Origin of the sequence: Dictyoglomus sp. (genome assembly GCF_049968615.1) — a bacterium.
GTDB lineage: Bacteria > Dictyoglomota > Dictyoglomia > Dictyoglomales > Dictyoglomaceae > Dictyoglomus > Dictyoglomus turgidum.
Genome location: NZ_JBMFQK010000007.1, coordinates 42533 through 58367, shown reverse-complemented (window position 1 = coordinate 58367; position 15835 = coordinate 42533). Strand labels below are relative to the sequence as shown.

Sequence of the window (15835 nt, the reverse complement as noted above, 5' to 3'; positions counted from 1 at the left end):
TTAATTTACCTCCCAGTTTCCTAAAAGAATATCTAACTGAATTTTTTGAAGATTAAAATTTAAAATTGCATTTTTAAGATCATACTGAGCCTGCATATAGTCAATCTCATAATTTTTAAGATCAAGATCTGTAATCAAACCAAGGTTATATCTTATTTTCTGAGCCTCTAAATTGGTCTTCTTTTGTTCTAAAAGAAGTTTCTTTTGCTCTATAGTTTCTTGAGCTGTCAAGAGATTATAATAGGTTTTCCAAAAATTGAGTTCCACATCTTTTTTAGTTTTTTCATAATTTATTTGGGCTTGATCTAAAGAGATTTGAGCTTGAGATTTAGTAATGTTTTTACTTCCACCATCTAAAATAGGAGTGCTGAAGGATATTTTAAAGTTCCATATATTTTCAGTACTTTTTTGAGAAGTACTCCAGCTTGGACTTACCGAAGCATTAAGAGCATAATTTTGAGTATCAAAGGACAAAGCATAAGTAATATTCCCCGAACTATAACTTCCACTTATACCAATATTCCAAGACGGGAGATTTGCCTTCTCCAAATTTACTTTCGCCTTCTCAAGATCAAGGGTTGAATTTTTAATAGTTAAATTATTTGAATACAGCCTTGATATTAATTCATCAGCAGAATACGTAATGGGTTCATAATTTACATCAAGTTTTACAGGTACTCTGGGGAGAGTGGTTCCCAACAAATTTTCAAGAGATTTATAACTTAACTCCAAGTTATTTTTTGCAGAATTGTAATTTATCTCTGCAAGCTTTGCTTTCTGCTTATAGTCTAAAAGAGTAATTTCATTTATTACACCGTCTTTAAATTGCTTTTCCGCTACCTCTTCTTGCTTTTTGCTAAGATTATAACTTTCTTCGTAAATTTTTAACTGTTCTTGGGCAAGATATAAATTGTAAAAGCTTTGTATAAATTGGTAGTATAGATTTTGACAGTTAGTTTTAAAATTATTCTTCTCTTGTTCCAAATTTAGCTCAGCTAATTTTATACTTATACCTGCCTGTCCCTTTAGGAAAAGAACTTGGGAAAAACTAAGAGATAGATTCCCTGATTTTGTCTCGCTCATAGAGGTGACATTATTTAAGGTCACACTCGTCTCACCTTGATTATAAGAAAACTGTAAAGAGAGTTGAGGTTTTAAGTTAGAATAGGCAAGATTATATTCTTGTAAAGCGTTATTATATTGCACCTGGTAAATTTTATAAAGAGGAGATTTTATTAACAAAGGTTTAAGGCTTTCAAGAGTTAAATAGTCCTCAGAAAAGCTAAGAGTCACAATAAAAATAAGAATTAGCAGAAGATAAAATACGGTTTTCTTATACATGGCTTATCTCCCTTTTCCTATCCTCAATATCCACTATCTTACCATCTTGCATCCTAATAATTTTCTCAGCATAACTTGCAATATCAGCCTCGTGAGTAACAAGCACTATAGTCAGATTTTCTTCTTTATGTAATCTGCTAATAAGCTCCATTATCTCATGGCTGGATTTAGAATCTAAATTTCCAGTAGGCTCATCAGCAAGAAGAACAACAGGATCCACAATTAAAGCTCTTGCAATAGCTACTCTCTGCTGTTGACCTCCTGAAAGCTGAGTTGGCCTATGATGTAATCGGTCTCCAAGCCCTATTTTCTCAAGTATTAACTTTGCTTTTTCTCTTCGCTCCTTAGGAGGAACACCCCTATATATAAGGGGTAGTTCCACATTCTGAAGAGCATCATAACGGGGAAGAAGATAAAAACTTTGAAATACAAAGCCTATTTTTTTATTTCTTATCTCTGCAAGTTCATCATCAGAAAGTGTTGAGACATCTTTTCCCTCAAAATAGATTTTCCCCGATGTAGGCCTATCAAGACATCCCATAAGATGCATCATAGTAGATTTACCTGATCCAGATGGTCCCATTATGGCTATAAATTCTCCCTTTTCAACTCTTAAAGAAACACCATTTAAGGCTATAGTCTCTACACTGTCCATCTTATAAATTTTAACCACGTTATCCAAAACAAAAACATCTTCCATTTTCCTTCTCACACCCTTTCTTATGAAGATTTCTCTTTAATGAGACGCTTTTTTCAATAATTTTATTTCCTTTTAAAAGTATTTGACAAAAATATTTTTATCACTTATAAACTTAATAGGCATTTGATAAATGGAGATTAAGTGGGGGCGTAGCTCAGCGGGAGAGCGCTTGCTTCGCATGCAAGAGGTCGTGGGTTCAAATCCCATCGCCTCCACCAAAATTGGAAATAAATAGAGGGGACATTAAAGGTCCCCTCTATTGGTTAATACTAAATTATTTCTGTGAATTACTTCCTCGTAAAAATCTTCCCCTAAAATGTTTCTTATTTCCTCGGTATTCTTACCCTTTATCTTATCTAATTCCAAACTATCATAATTTGTTATTCCTCGGGCAATTTCCTCCCCTCTAAGATCAAAAATACTTACCGTATCTCCCCTTGTGAATTCTCCCTCTACCTTTTTAATTCCCACAGGAAGAAGACTTTTTCCCCTTTTTAGGAGCGCATCCTTTGCTCCGTCATCTATGTAAATTCTGCCTTCAGGCTTTGCCATAAAAAGCATCCAATGCTTTCTTTTGTTTAAATGTTTTTCTGATGGATAAAAGAAGGTTCCAACTTTTTCTTTCTTTAAAACAATTCTTTCAAGGATATTTTCCACATCAGCTCTGGCAAGAATCATAGGAATGCCAGCTTCGGTTACTATTTTAGCAGCCTGTACTTTAGTAAACATTCCTCCTGTACCTTTCCCTGGACCAGCTATTTTCTCTATACTCTCGTCAATTTCATATACGTCAGTTATCAGTAATGCATTTGATGAAATATTTGGGTCTTCTGAATATAAACCCTCAACATCAGATAAAATTACAAGAAGATCAGCATTAATAGCACAAGCTACCTTTGCAGAAAGAGTATCGTTGTCACCTATTTTTATTTCCTCGACAGCTACGGTATCATTTTCATTTACGATAGGGATAATTTTTTCTTCTAACAATGTCTCAAAGGTTTGAGAAATGTTTATATACCTCTTTCTATCTCTAAGATCTTCTGCAGTAAGAAGGATTTGAGCAATAGGTTGCTTAAAGATAGAAAAAAGCTGAGAGTAATACTGCATCAATCTTACTTGTCCTACTGCAGAAAGAGCCTGCTTTGCAGGAAGATCTTTCCTTTTAGAGAGCTTTTGTATAATCTCTCTTCCCGAAGCTATAGCACCCGAGGACACAAGAACTAATTCTTTATCTGCCCTTATAAGCTTTACACACTCCTTAACTAAGGACAAAATTTTCTCCCCAGAAGGGCTTCCTCTTCCATCGGTAATACTTGAAGTACCTACTTTTACTACAATTCTTTTCCAATTATTCATACTTTAAAAGCTCCTCTAAGTTTACCTCTCCAACCTTTTTTGCCTTTCTCCTCACCTCTATTCTTGGAAGCATCACAATACGCCCACATTTTTCACATTTAAGCTTTATATCAACTCCTGAGAAAAGTACTATCCACCTGTTTCCTCCACAGGGATGCTTTTTAGGAAGCTCCAAAATGTCTCCTACCTGAATTTTGTCTATCATTCCTCTTCCTCTTCAGCTCTTGGTTTAGCTTTAGCAATTATTTCTTCTTGTATCTTAGCAGGTACTTCTTCATAATGAGAAAATTTCATAGAATAAGACCCTCTGCCTTGGGTTATAGACTTTAAAACTGAAGAGTATCTCAACATTTCAGCAAGAGGAACAAGAGCTTTTATTACCTGTAATTTTCCTAAAGCTTCTATAGAAGTCACCTTTCCTCTTCTACCATTTAAATCACTAATTATATCCCCAGTATATTCGTCAGGAGCAGTAATCTCCACACTCATTATAGGTTCAAGAAGAACAGGCTTTGCTTCCAAGAAACCCTTTTTAAACGCCTTTGAGGCTGCAATCTTAAATGCCATATCAGAAGAATCCACTTCGTGATAAGATCCATCAAAGAGTGTCACCTTAACATCTACAATAGGATACCCAGCAAGAATTCCTTTCTCCATAGTCTCTCTTACACCCTTTTCTACCGCTGGTATATAGTTCTTTGGTACTACACCTCCCACAATTTTATCTACAAATTCAAATCCTGCACCTCTTGGTAAAGGTTCAAGCTCAAGCCATACATGACCATACTGTCCTCTTCCGCCTGTCTGTTTCTTAACCTTACCTTCTGCTTTAGCTGTAGCTCTTATGGTTTCTCTATATGCTACTTGAGGGGTACCAAGAGTAACATTAACTCCAAACTTTCTCTGCATTCTTTCAACTACCACTTCAAGATGAGAATCTCCCAATCCATAGATTAAGGTTTCATTAGTCTCAATGTTTCTTTGCACTCTCAAAGTAGGGTCCTCTTCAAGAATTCTTGCAATTGCAGTGCTCATTCTATCTTCGTCTGCCCTTGTCTTAGGAACCACAGCAACTGCAAAAACTGGCTCAGGAAACTCTACCGGAATAACTTTCACTGAATTATCTCTATCTCCTAAGGTTTCATTTGTAGAAGTTTCCTTTAATTTAGTAATAACTCCAATATCACCTGGACCTATCTCTGTAGCAGGCTCTTGGTTCTTTCCCCTCTGATAAAAGAGCCCTCCTATCTTTTCTTGAACTCCTTTATTCACATTAAATAAGTTAGAATCTGGTCTTAAAACACCAGAAATAACTCTAACATAACTTATCTTACCCACGAAAGGATCAGCAGAGGTCTTAAATACAAAAGCTAAAAGACCATTTTTCTCCCCGATGGACATGGCCCTCTTTTCCCCTGTCTTGGTATCTTCTACAGGTATGGCAGGGCGATCCTTAGGGCTTGGGAAGAAGGATACTACACTATCAAGAAGTTTTGAAACCCCAACATTTTTAAAAGATGATACGGGAAAGATAGGAAAGATTTCTCTATTCTTAAAAGCTTCTTTAAGGGTCTTAGCAATTAGATCCCCAGATATCTCTTCTCCCTCCAAGTACTTTTGTAAAAGTTCCTCATCAAACTCAATAATAGTTTCAATAAGCTGTTGCCTATACTTCTCATAATCAGATCTTAAATCAACAGGAACTTCCGTTACTTCAGGTTCTCCTTTCTCATCTTTATAAATATATGCCTTACCTTCTAATAAATCAATAACACCATTAAAACTACTCTCCTTACCTACAGGAAGGTATATGGGAATAGCTTTACTCCCAAATCTCTCTTGTATAGATTTTACCATCTCAAAGAAGTTTGAATTTTCTCTATCAAGTTTGTTCACAACAAAAGCTACAGGGAGTTTTTCCTCCTCTCCCATACTCCATACTTTTTCTGTTTGCACTTGTATTCCTGAAATTGCATCTATGACAATAAGCATACTATCTACAGCCCTTAGTGCGCTTATAATTTCTCCAATAAAATCTGCATATCCCGGGGTATCTACTAAGTTTATCTTTTTTCCCTTCCACTCTAAGGGTAAGATAGATAGACTTAGAGATATACCTCTTTTTATCTCCTCAGGCTCAAAATCCGATACCGTATTTCCATTTTCCACCTTTCCCATTCTATCAATTACCTTTGCAGTATAAAGAATTGCTTCCCCTAAACTTGTCTTTCCAGCACCCCCGTGCCCAAAAAGTCCTACATTTCTTAAGTTTTCAGTTTCATATTTCATTTCTCTTTCAAAACCCCCTTACCTTTTATATTTTTTAATCGCTTTTAAAATTATATTATAAAAAACCCGAAGATTATAATCCTGTACTTCCCAGCCCCCCTTCGCCTCTCTCCGTTTGGGGAAGCTGTTCTACTTCTTCCCAAATTATACGAGAATACTGAAGGACCAAAAGTTGAGCAATTCGCATACCTCTTTTCCCCAAAAAAGGCTTATTAGAAAAATTAATTAAATTCACAAAGATCTCTCCCCTATAGTCGCTATCAATAAGCCCCGGAGTATTAAGAACCGATATTCCCTCTCTTGCAGCAAGCCCACTTCTTGGCAGAACAAGAGCTAAATATCCTTCGGGTAAAGCAATTCTTATACCTGTAGGAATTACAAGTCCTCCTCCAATTTCTCCAAAAGGAGGAAGTTCAAAATCAATACGAGAATAAAGATCTAATGCTGCCGAACCATGGGTAGCATAGTTGGGAAGAGGTAAATCTTTATCTATTCTTTCAATTAAAACCCTAATCATATTAGTAGGCTTTTGCAAATAAAGCTTTTATCTTAGTCTCTCTTCCACATAAAATACATTTTCCCTCTTCCTCTTTCCAGTCAAGGGGAATATTCCGTATAGTAGCCCCTGTCAATTCCTTTATTTTCAGCTCACATTCTCCATCTCCACACCAACTTGCCTTCACAAAACCCCTCTTTGTATCCATAATTTTTTTAAACTCTTCAAAATTATTAATTTCATATGTGTTTTCTTCTCTGAATTTCAATGCCCTTTCAAAGAGAGTTTTCTGAATATCTTTAAGAAGATTTTCAAGATCTTGAATCATGTTCTCTCTCCTAATTGATATCTTGGTTCTCAAATCTCTCCTTGCCACATATATTTCTTGTTTCTCTACCTCCTTAGGGCCTATCTCTAATCTTACAGGAACTCCCTTTAATTCCCATTCATTAAATTTCCATCCTGGAGTATGTTCTTCATCTCTATCCACTTTAACTCTGAAATATTTTTTCAATACTTCATAGATCTCATCTATATAATTATAGACCTTTACCTTATCAGTTTCATTTTTCCATATGGGTATAATAACTATTTGATAAGGAGCAACCCTTGGAGGCAATATAAGCCCATAATCATCACCATGAGTCATTATCAGAGCTCCAATCAATCTTGTAGAAACGCCCCAACTGGTTTGCCATACATATTTTCTCTCCCCATCTACATCTTGAAACATTATATCAAAAGCCTTTGCGAAATGTTGCCCTAAATTATGAGAAGTTCCAGCTTGCAGAGCCCTTCCATCTGCGAGAAGTACTTCAATAGAATAAGTATGAAGAGCTCCTGCAAACTTTTCATTCTCTGTCTTTTTTCCAGCTATAACAGGAATAGCAAGATCGTTCTCTACAAACTCTTTATAGACATTTAACATCCTCAGGGCTTCCTCTTCTGCTTCTTCAAAAGTTCTGTGAGCAGTATGTCCTTCTTGCCATAAAAACTCAGTAGTTCTCAAAAATGGTCTTGTCTCTTTTTCCCATCTAACCACATTTGCCCATTGATTTATTAAAATAGGAAGATCTCTCCAAGACTGAATCCATTTTGAATACATACTACAGATAATCGCTTCTGAGGTAGGTCTTACAGCAAGAGGCTCAAATAAATCCTCATCTCCCCCCTTAGTCACCCAAGCAACTTGAGGAGAAAACCCCTCTACATGCTCTGCTTCCTTCTCCAAGAAACTTTTGGGTATAAATAGAGGAAAATAGGCATTTACGTGTCCTGTTTCCTTTATTTTCTCGTCAAGAATTCTTTGTATGTTCTCCCAAATAGCATATCCATAAGGTTTTATTACCATACATCCTTTAACAGGAGAATAATCCACAAGATCTGCCTTTAAAACTACTTCTGTATACCACTTGGAAAAATCTTCTTTTTGAGAAGTCAACTCTTCTACAAACTTTTTTTCCATGGTTTTCCTACCTCCTATAACTCAAATCTTATCTTTAAAGGACCACTATTATATGTATCTTCGTCAACTATGACTTTTAGAAGAAATTTTTTATCCTTCTCTTTTATTTTATAAACTATATTGTAAAATTCTTCAAAAGATATTTCTCCCACCGTGTTAGTAAGAGGATCTGGCAACACTCCTTTCTGCTGCGCTATTTTATTCACCTCAGAAAGGATTTCCAAAAGCTTTGATTCAATTTTATTAAGATCTTCACTACCATCAATTACCTTCAAAACTAACACATCACCCTTTTTGAAGATAAGTTTATAAGGATATATCTCAAAAGTTATAAGAGCAGGTTCACCCTCAAAGATATTTGCAAGAGAAAAAACTCTTATTAATTTCTCGCCAGAAGTCGTAAAAGCATTTAGCAATTTTATCCACTCCGCTTCAGGAACCCATATAAATCCCTTCTCCTCGTTTCCAGCTCCCCTTTCCTTAGCTATGTTCTCTATAAGCGAGAGAAGAACTTTTGCTTCCTCTTTTGCCTTCTCTTCGGTCAAATCTCCCTTAGAAATATAATTAAGTATCAATTCTCCTCTTCTAAAAACTATACCTTCAGTTCTCATATTAGTTATCGTAGTATTTAAAAACTGAATCTCATCAAGGAGTTCTTTTTTTTCTTCCAATAATTTTTCCCTCTCTTTGCTTAGAGAGGAAATCTTTTGAGAAATTTCATATATGGACCTTTGAAGTTTTTCATTCTCTTTACAAAGAATCTCTCTTTCCTTAGATAATTTATTAAGTTCCTCAAGGATCTTAGCTCTATCCTCCTCTAACTCGTTAAGTTTTATTTTGTATGACTCCAATTCTTTTATTGCTCTCCCTCTTTCTTCTTTTACCGCTTCATATTTTTTTATAATCTCTGAAAACTCTTTTTCCTTACTTTTTATATTAAGTTGGAGAGTGGAAATCTCTTTTTTTAATTTTTCCATACCAAAAAGAGCTATTCTAACATTTTCAGAAAAAACAGATAAAACAATAAGGGCAAAAACCATGATAAGAATCCCCGTTAAAACACTTATAATCCGTGATGTATACTTAGGACGAAGATTAAAAATAGTTAATTTCTTCTTGCCAGCTTTTCTTCCTACATAATCCCCTGCATATGCTATCAGGCCACTGGCAACAAGCAATATGATTATTAGCATTACTCCAGACATCAGAGATTGAACCTCTCTCCAAGAAAAAATCTTTTTGCAATATCACTATTTATTATCTCCTCAGGAGTTCCAGAAATTAAAACCTCTCCTGAAAAAATAATATATGCATAATCGGTTATAGCTAAAGTATCACGTACATTGTGATCCGTTATAAGAATACCAAGCCCTTTCTCTTTTAAATAAGCAATAGTCTCCTGGAGATTTTGAACCGTTATAGGATCTACCCCCGCAAAAGGTTCATCAAGAAGAATATATTTAGGTGAAAGAGCCAAAACCCTTGCTATTTCTACCCTTCTCCTTTCTCCTCCTGATAAGGTATATCCCAAGTTCTTTCTAACCTTTTGAAGTTGAAACTCATCAATTAATTCCTCAAGTCTTTCTCTTTGTTCCTTAGGAGTTAAATTTGTGAGTTCTAATACTAATTTGATATTTTCTTCTACCGTTAGCTTTCTAAAAATGGTAGGATCTTGAGCAAGATATCCTATTCCTTTTCTTGCTCTCTGGGGCATAGATAAACTGGTTATATCTTCTCCATCAAGAAGCACTTTTCCACCATCGGCATAAACCTCTCCCATGATAGTATAAAAGGTAGTAGTTTTTCCAGCCCCATTAGGACCTAAAAGACCCACTACGTACCCAGGATTCACAGTGAGGGATACATCTTTGACTACACACCTTCTACCATAATATTTATAAATCCCTACGGTTTCTAAAGCCATATGTTTTTATGTTAAAAAATTTTTAATCTCATGTCAATTTTTATCTTAGGCCTCTTAATATCTCCCATATATTTTTGTATCCCTTTCTCTGAACAATATTCATAGTAATAAAGTACTCCTTTAAGGCTAAGAAATAATTACCTTTTTTCAAATACAAAGCGCACCTTAAGGCATGAAGAGCTTCGTTATCTTCATTTATTTCAAAACCTCTGTTAATTAAGCTTTCTACCTTTGAATAATCCTCTTTTAAGTAATATAAATATGCAAGATAGCTTATCACCCAATCATCATTAGGCTTTAAAGAGTTTAGCTTATGGAAATAATAAATTGACTTTTCTATTTCACCCAAAAAATAATAAGAAAAAGCAGTTTTATATAAGTCAAAAACATTATTTGTGTTCTCTTTAACATTTTCCTTTGCTTTTTCTTTTAAATAATTAGGGTCAATTTTATTCAAAAGATTGTAGTAATCATAAAATTTACCTAAATTTCCCAAAGCACCATATAGTACAAGTAAATTAAAAATATTATCAGGGTCCTTTGGATTTTCCCTGTGTTTTAATTCATAATACTCCACTAATGAGTTAAGATCTTGTAAATATGCCAAATTAATTAGAATTAAAAAAAATAATATAAAAATAATCAATTTATGCTTTAAGATCAATAATTTTCAACTCCTTTAATATTTCTGTAGCAAGAGCCAATGCTAATTTTCCATCCTCAAGAGTCACTTCAGGATCCTTCCCTTCTATAATACACTTAACAAAATGCGTAAGCTCTAATCTCAGAGGCTCTTCTCTTTCTAAAACTGGCGACTCCAAAGCTGACTCAATATGTCTTGCTCCTCCATGAACTACAGATATGCTCTGCTCAATATAATCCACAATTATTTGATCACCATTTTTTTCATGAATATCAAGTTTTCTTAACTTTTTAGGTGAAACCTTACTTGCTATAAGGTTCACTAAAATTTCTCCCTCAAAAAGAATATTCACCGTAGCAAAGTCCTCATAGGGGGTATAAATAGAATAACCTATTCCACTAATTTCAAGAATCCTTCTGTTTTTTCCAAGAACATAGAAAAGAATATCTAGATCATGTATCATGAGATCCATTACAACACCTACATCTGTTGATCTACCCTCAAAGGGTCCCATTCTTCTTGCCTCAATATAGAAAGGATCTTTCACATATTTTTTTAACTCCTGTATTGCTGGATTAAACCTCTCAATATGTCCTACTTGTAATACTAAATCCTTCCCACTGGCAATATCTAAAAGTATTTCTGCTTCCCTTAAACTATGAGTTACAGGTTTTTCAATAAAAGTATGAATTCCCTTCTCAAGAAAATCTTTTGCTATTTGAAAATGGGAGGTAGTTGGAGTAACAATACTTACAGCTTCAACTCTATTAAGTAAATCCCTATAATCATCAGTTACAAAAGGTACATTATAAATGGATGCTATTTCTTTTGCCCTTTTAAGATTTATATCACAAATGCCTACAAGTTCTACGTCAGGAATTTCATTAAATATTCTCACATGATGTTGTCCTAAATAACCTACTCCTACAACTCCCACTTTTACTTTACTCATCTTCTTACTTACTCTCCTCTATCTGCCATTTTATTATTCTTAAATAAACCCCGCCCAATTTCAACAGCTCATTATGAGTGCCTTCTTCCACTATCTCCCCATTTTCCAGCACCACAATTCTATCAGCTCTCTTTATAGTGGAAAGTCTATGGGCAACAATAAAAGCAGTTTTACCTTTCATAAGTTCATCGAGAGCCTCCTGAACAAAAGCCTCCGATTCTGAATCAAGAGCAGATGTGGCTTCATCAAGAATAATAAGTTTTGGCTTTAAAAGAATAGTTCTTGCTATAGCTATTCTCTGAGCCTGCCCACCAGAAAGATTAACTCCTCCTTCTCCAATTACAGTATCGTATCCTTGAGGTAATTTCATTATAAAATCATGAGCTCTTGCCATTTTTGCTGCCTCCACAATTTCCTCAAAAGAAACATAAGGATTACCATAACTTATATTATCCTTCACAGTACCATGAAAGATAATTGTTTCCTGAGGTACAAAACCAATTTGTGACCTTAAAGATCTAAGACTAACCCTTTTAATATCATATCCATCAATTCTCACTACTCCCTCTGTGGGATCAATAAAACGTGGTATTAAATTCACTAAAGAAGTTTTACCTGCACCGCTACTTCCCACAATAGCTATTTTCTCTCCAGCCTTTACTTTTAGATTTATATTTTTTAATACCCAATTAACTCCATCATAAGTGAAGGAGACATTATCAAACTCTACAAAACCCTTTATAGGAGGAAGAATTATGGGATTTTTTATCTCCACAACTTCTCTTCCCATTTCCAGTATCTCAAAAATTCTCTCAAGAGCAGCGTAAGCTTGTCTTAAACCTGCTAAAACCCTTAGAATTGTTTGAGTGGGATCAATAGCCATTCCCACATAGGTCAAAAAGGCAACAAAAGACCCAAGAGTCATTTCTCCTTTTGCTATTTTTCTTGTTCCAAGCCATAAAATAAAAACTAAAGCTAAAGCAGTTAGAAAACTAGAAAGGGGAATTTGGATTGCAGTAAGTCTTGCTATTTTTAAATTTCTAAAAAAGTTCTTTTCATTTTCTTCTCTAAACTTTTTTATCTCCGTTTCTTCTTGAGAAAATACCCTAACCACTCTTGCCCCTTTAATGCTCTCTTGTATTATCCTAGTAAGATCTGCAATCTTTCGCTGAACTGAAAGAGACCATTTTTGAATCTCTTTTCCTATTCCTGATATGGAAAAAACAAAAAGAGGTATAACTAGAAAAGTAGCAAGAGCAAGCTGCCAATCGGTAGAAATTACAATTATTAAAATGCCAAAAAGAAGCACAATAGCATAAAAAAGATCAGCAATTCCCGAAAGAAAAGAGGTTTGAATCAACTGAGTATCTTGTAGAGTTCTAGCAATCAAATCTCCACTATTCCATCGATTTAAGTAATCTAAGGATAAATATTGAATTTTAGAAAAAAGCTTTTCCCTCAAGTCTGCAACAATTCTATGCCCTATAAAGGAAAAAACATAGATCTGTCCATACAAAAAAAGGCTTCTTAAGAAAAGAAGAAATATGATTATTAATGAGAGTCTATTAAGGGTAGAAAGATCTTTTACCTTGGAAAGTTGATCTAATAACTCTCCTAAAAATTTAGGAGCATAAAGTTGAGCTCCATTGCCAATTAGAATACAAAGAAGACCTATTATAAAATAGCCAGCATATGGTTTTAGTAATTTAAGTAATCTTGCTAAGTATCTCATAATATAAATCTTTCCATATAAGTTCAGAAGTCAAATAGTCTTTATTAAATTTTTCCTCCATTATCTTATTGATTTTCTTTAATTTCTCTCTATTATATAAGATCTCCTTTATATAATTAAGGACCTCCCTAAACTGAAATTTTCCTACAATCTCAGGAACAATCCCAGGGTATATTTGGTTGGGCAAGGCAAGATAAGGATTTTTCCGCAAATAAAACTCAATTAATTTTTCCCTTAGATTTCCCTTTAAAAAATTTGCTAATCCCTCCAAGGGTATAAAATCAGGCTTATGCAAAGGAAGAATTATCATCATAGGTATCTTCATGTAAGCAAGCTGAAGGGTATTGGTTCCAGGTAAAGTTATTGCCATTAAAAATCCTTTCAATTTATTCATATCGTCAAGAGTTTCAAAATTTATGGGAAGTTCTTTAATAAGGGTTTGCAATTTTTTCAAAGTATCCTTTACTATCCTTTCATCAACAAAAGGGGAGATAAAAAAAGTAAAATTGAGATCTGGAAAATCTTTTACCAATTCTTTAACCAAAGCTAAATAAAAAGGAATAAAAAACCTTAAAACATAGCTTCTGCTTCCTGGAAATAAAGCAATTTTATTATTATCAGCAAAGGCATCCTTAGGCAAGAAATCAAATCTTAAGTCTCCCACAAATATAGAGTTTTTGAGCTTTATATCTCTCAAGGTATAAACTTTTTTGTAAAATTTTTCTATCCAAAAATATTTTTCCACGTAGGCTATAGGAATGCTATTCCATCTTTTAGAAAGGATAAAATTAAAATATAGGTCTCCCCCTATGTGGAAAAGGACTGAATTTTCATCCTTTACCCTATCTTTAAACAAATCCCAATATTTATTGGAAGGAATAATTTCTTTAAAAAAATTCCAAGATCTTAGTACTTTTTCCTCCTCACCTGACGCAAATTGGCAAGGAACAATAATAGAATTAAAAGAGAAGCTTTCAGCCCATGATGGTTTAAATTCCTTAATCCATCTAATCAGGGGATACAACCATCCTGAGATCTCTCCTGGACCGTTTACTAAAAAATAAATCTTGCTCATATTATTTCTAAAATAAATTTTGAAATCCTTTCCAAAACTCCGGGCTCTCCTAATTTGAATTCCAATTCTCTAAGCTTATTCTCTAAGTTTCTTTTATAATCTTCATCTTTTAAAATTCTATTTATACTATCCATTACCTCCTTTATATCAATTTTTTGAACAAACTCGGGGTAAATCATTTGGTTAAGGATTATGTTAGGTAATGCTATAAAGGAATAATGTACAAGTCTTTTAGCAATGTTATAGGTTATAGAGGATATTTTATAAAAGACCATAACGGGAGTCTTTAAAATAGCCGCCTCTAAGGTTACAGTTCCAGAAGCTACAAGACTTAAGGAGGAAAGTTTTAAATATTTTTGACTTTCTCTGCCTGAGACCAATTCTATATGATTTTTCCCTCTTATATATCTAAAGATCATCTCAGAAAACTTTTCTGAAGCAATGGGCATCACAAACCTATAGCCTTCCTCTTTTAATCTATCAGAGATTTCTAAAAACAAAGGAACCAAATTTTTAATTTCTTGAATTCTGCTTCCCGGAAAGAGTCCAATGAGATCATTTTCCTTTTCAAGATTTTCATATGGTAGTAAATAATCGACAAGAGGATGACCAAAATAGACTACATTATCTCCAAACTTCTTATACAGATTATACTCCTGAGGAAAAGTAGCAACAACATAGGAAACAGTGTCTAAAACTTCTCTTGCTTTTTCTTGGTTTCCCCAAAGCCAATATTGGGGGGCAAAATAATAAATTGTTTGAATACCTAATTTTTTAGCATATTTAGCAAGAGGTAAATTAAAACCTTGAGCATCAATGAAAATTATTAAATCAGGCTTTGTTTCTTTTATTATCTTTTTAACCTTCTCCTGCACCAACAAAAGCTTTGGTATATAAGGAATGGGTTCAATAAACCCCACAGTACTATATTGGGTTACATCATACATTACCTCCATTCCTTCTTCTTTCATTCTCTCTCCGCCAAGCCCATAAAAATATATATCCTTTTTTTTATTCTTTAGCGCATTAATCAATTTTGATCCATGAACATCTGCTGAAACTTCAAGGACAGATAAAAATATTTTCATTCTTCACTCCTCCAAGAAGCGTCAGTTATACCACGCTTTGAGTTTGTAATAAATTCATATAAGATCTTTGCTTCTTCCTCTTCTTTATCTCTCAATAACTTCAGCCTTTCCTCAAAAGGAATACTTTTATCGTATATTAAATGAAATAGCGATCTTATTATTCTTATTTTTTCAGGAGAAAAATTATTTCTTTTTAATCCCACAACATTTATACCATATACTCTTGCAGGATTCCCATCACAGAGGGAGTAAGGAGGCACATCCCTAACAAGCTTTGTAGAGGCCCCTATCATAGCATACCTTCCAATCCTCACAAACTGATGAATTCCAACAAGTCCACTTATAAAAGCTTTATCTTCTACCTCTACATATCCTGCAATTTGCGTACCATTAGCTATTATTACATTGTTCCCTATCCTAACATTATGAGCCACATGAACATATGCCATTAAATAACAACCATCGCCGATCACAGTAGCATTACCTTCTCCTGTAGCACGATGGAACACACAATTTTCCCTTATAACCACATTATTACCAATAATCAGGAAACTTTCTTCATTTTTAAAACCTAAATCTTGAGGAATATCTCCCAAAATGCATCCAGAATGTATATGACAATTCTCCCCTATTATAGTTCCCTTTTTTATGTGAACAAAACTCTCAATCTTTGTGTTATTCCCTATTTTAACTCCATCCTCTATAACACAAAAGGGACCTATTTCAACTTTTTCACCTATTTCCGCCTTTTCACTAATTATGGAGTTCATA

The 15835-nt window shown here is 34.2% G+C and carries 15 protein-coding genes and 1 tRNA gene; 1 reads left to right on the top strand and 15 read right to left on the bottom strand.

What is annotated here, in order from left to right:
• Window positions 1–1341, bottom strand: coding sequence for a TolC family protein (locus tag ACP5QL_RS06355; RefSeq protein ID WP_012583201.1), 1341 nt, complete (start codon window positions 1339–1341; stop codon window positions 1–3).
• A complete protein-coding gene (locus tag ACP5QL_RS06350) occupies window positions 1334–2041 on the bottom strand; it encodes an ABC transporter ATP-binding protein (RefSeq protein ID WP_012583200.1) in 708 nt (235 codons plus the stop codon). Before ACP5QL_RS06350 ends, ACP5QL_RS06355 begins: the two co-directional genes overlap by 8 nt.
• A gap of 143 nt (window positions 2042–2184) precedes the next feature.
• Here ACP5QL_RS06350 and ACP5QL_RS06345 point away from each other — a divergent pair.
• A tRNA-Ala gene (locus tag ACP5QL_RS06345) sits at window positions 2185–2259 on the top strand.
• A gap of 25 nt (window positions 2260–2284) precedes the next feature.
• Here ACP5QL_RS06345 and proB read toward each other — a convergent pair.
• The 13 genes from proB to lpxA form a co-directional block, all read right to left on the bottom strand.
• Window positions 2285–3400, bottom strand: a complete 1116-nt coding sequence (gene proB, locus ACP5QL_RS06340) for a glutamate 5-kinase (RefSeq protein WP_012583199.1) — start codon at window positions 3398–3400, stop codon at window positions 2285–2287.
• Window positions 3393–3605: a DUF951 domain-containing protein gene (locus ACP5QL_RS06335; protein WP_012583198.1), complete on the bottom strand. Its 213-nt coding sequence runs from the start codon at window positions 3603–3605 to the stop codon at window positions 3393–3395. Before ACP5QL_RS06335 ends, proB begins: the two co-directional genes overlap by 8 nt.
• Window positions 3602–5689: an elongation factor G gene (fusA, locus tag ACP5QL_RS06330; RefSeq protein WP_428126175.1), complete on the bottom strand. Its 2088-nt coding sequence runs from the start codon at window positions 5687–5689 to the stop codon at window positions 3602–3604. Before fusA ends, ACP5QL_RS06335 begins: the two co-directional genes overlap by 4 nt.
• A 73-nt stretch (window positions 5690–5762) precedes the next feature.
• On the bottom strand, window positions 5763–6206 hold the full coding sequence (gene dut / locus ACP5QL_RS06325) for a dUTP diphosphatase (protein WP_012583196.1): 444 nt from the start codon (window positions 6204–6206) through the stop codon (window positions 5763–5765).
• Between the two features lies 1 nt (window position 6207).
• Entirely contained in the window at window positions 6208–7650 is a 1443-nt protein-coding gene (gene proS, locus ACP5QL_RS06320; RefSeq protein WP_428126172.1) for a proline--tRNA ligase, read from the bottom strand.
• A 14-nt stretch (window positions 7651–7664) separates the two neighbouring features.
• Window positions 7665–8855 (bottom strand): DUF3084 domain-containing protein, encoded by a 1191-nt coding sequence (locus ACP5QL_RS06315; RefSeq protein ID WP_428126169.1) that lies wholly within the window; start codon window positions 8853–8855, stop codon window positions 7665–7667.
• Entirely contained in the window at window positions 8855–9574 is a 720-nt protein-coding gene (lptB, locus tag ACP5QL_RS06310; protein ID WP_012583193.1) for an LPS export ABC transporter ATP-binding protein, read from the bottom strand. Before lptB ends, ACP5QL_RS06315 begins: the two co-directional genes overlap by 1 nt.
• Window positions 9575–9614: 40 nt before the next feature.
• Complete coding sequence (locus ACP5QL_RS06305; protein ID WP_273334329.1) at window positions 9615–10238, bottom strand: tetratricopeptide repeat protein; 624 nt, start codon at window positions 10236–10238, stop codon at window positions 9615–9617.
• Complete coding sequence (locus ACP5QL_RS06300) at window positions 10222–11169, bottom strand: Gfo/Idh/MocA family oxidoreductase (protein WP_428126164.1); 948 nt, start codon at window positions 11167–11169, stop codon at window positions 10222–10224. The genes ACP5QL_RS06305 and ACP5QL_RS06300 overlap by 17 nt, the downstream gene beginning before the upstream one ends.
• A gap of 4 nt (window positions 11170–11173) precedes the next feature.
• Complete coding sequence (locus tag ACP5QL_RS06295; RefSeq protein ID WP_012583190.1) at window positions 11174–12901, bottom strand: ABC transporter ATP-binding protein; 1728 nt, start codon at window positions 12899–12901, stop codon at window positions 11174–11176.
• The gene (locus ACP5QL_RS06290) at window positions 12876–13976 is read right to left on the bottom strand and encodes a hypothetical protein (RefSeq protein ID WP_012583189.1); all 1101 of its coding nucleotides are present in this window, start codon (window positions 13974–13976) and stop codon (window positions 12876–12878) included. The genes ACP5QL_RS06295 and ACP5QL_RS06290 overlap by 26 nt, the downstream gene beginning before the upstream one ends.
• The gene (gene lpxB / locus ACP5QL_RS06285; protein ID WP_428126159.1) at window positions 13973–15064 is read right to left on the bottom strand and encodes a lipid-A-disaccharide synthase; all 1092 of its coding nucleotides are present in this window, start codon (window positions 15062–15064) and stop codon (window positions 13973–13975) included. The genes ACP5QL_RS06290 and lpxB overlap by 4 nt, the downstream gene beginning before the upstream one ends.
• Window positions 15061–15834, bottom strand: coding sequence for an acyl-ACP--UDP-N-acetylglucosamine O-acyltransferase (gene lpxA, locus ACP5QL_RS06280; protein ID WP_273334333.1), 774 nt, complete (start codon window positions 15832–15834; stop codon window positions 15061–15063). The genes lpxB and lpxA overlap by 4 nt, the downstream gene beginning before the upstream one ends.
• Between the last annotated feature and the right edge of the window lies 1 nt (window position 15835).

What these genes read in the sequence shown, in the direction of transcription:
- ACP5QL_RS06355 (WP_012583201.1), bottom strand. Translation starts at nt 1,341, where the DNA reads ATGTATAAGAAAACCGTATTTTATCTTCTGCTAATTCTTATTTTTATT.
- ACP5QL_RS06350 (WP_012583200.1), bottom strand. Translation starts at nt 2,041, where the DNA reads ATGGAAGATGTTTTTGTTTTGGATAACGTGGTTAAAATTTATAAGATG.
- proB (WP_012583199.1), bottom strand. Translation starts at nt 3,400, where the DNA reads ATGAATAATTGGAAAAGAATTGTAGTAAAAGTAGGTACTTCAAGTATT.
- ACP5QL_RS06335 (WP_012583198.1), bottom strand. Translation starts at nt 3,605, where the DNA reads ATGATAGACAAAATTCAGGTAGGAGACATTTTGGAGCTTCCTAAAAAG.
- fusA (WP_428126175.1), bottom strand. Translation starts at nt 5,689, where the DNA reads ATGAAATATGAAACTGAAAACTTAAGAAATGTAGGACTTTTTGGGCAC.
- dut (WP_012583196.1), bottom strand. Translation starts at nt 6,206, where the DNA reads ATGATTAGGGTTTTAATTGAAAGAATAGATAAAGATTTACCTCTTCCC.
- proS (WP_428126172.1), bottom strand. Translation starts at nt 7,650, where the DNA reads ATGGAAAAAAAGTTTGTAGAAGAGTTGACTTCTCAAAAAGAAGATTTT.
- ACP5QL_RS06315 (WP_428126169.1), bottom strand. Translation starts at nt 8,855, where the DNA reads ATGTCTGGAGTAATGCTAATAATCATATTGCTTGTTGCCAGTGGCCTG.
- lptB (WP_012583193.1), bottom strand. Translation starts at nt 9,574, where the DNA reads ATGGCTTTAGAAACCGTAGGGATTTATAAATATTATGGTAGAAGGTGT.
- ACP5QL_RS06300 (WP_428126164.1), bottom strand. Translation starts at nt 11,169, where the DNA reads ATGAGTAAAGTAAAAGTGGGAGTTGTAGGAGTAGGTTATTTAGGACAA.
- ACP5QL_RS06295 (WP_012583190.1), bottom strand. Translation starts at nt 12,901, where the DNA reads ATGAGATACTTAGCAAGATTACTTAAATTACTAAAACCATATGCTGGC.
- ACP5QL_RS06290 (WP_012583189.1), bottom strand. Translation starts at nt 13,976, where the DNA reads ATGAGCAAGATTTATTTTTTAGTAAACGGTCCAGGAGAGATCTCAGGA.
- lpxB (WP_428126159.1), bottom strand. Translation starts at nt 15,064, where the DNA reads ATGAAAATATTTTTATCTGTCCTTGAAGTTTCAGCAGATGTTCATGGA.
- lpxA (WP_273334333.1), bottom strand. Translation starts at nt 15,834, where the DNA reads ATGAACTCCATAATTAGTGAAAAGGCGGAAATAGGTGAAAAAGTTGAA.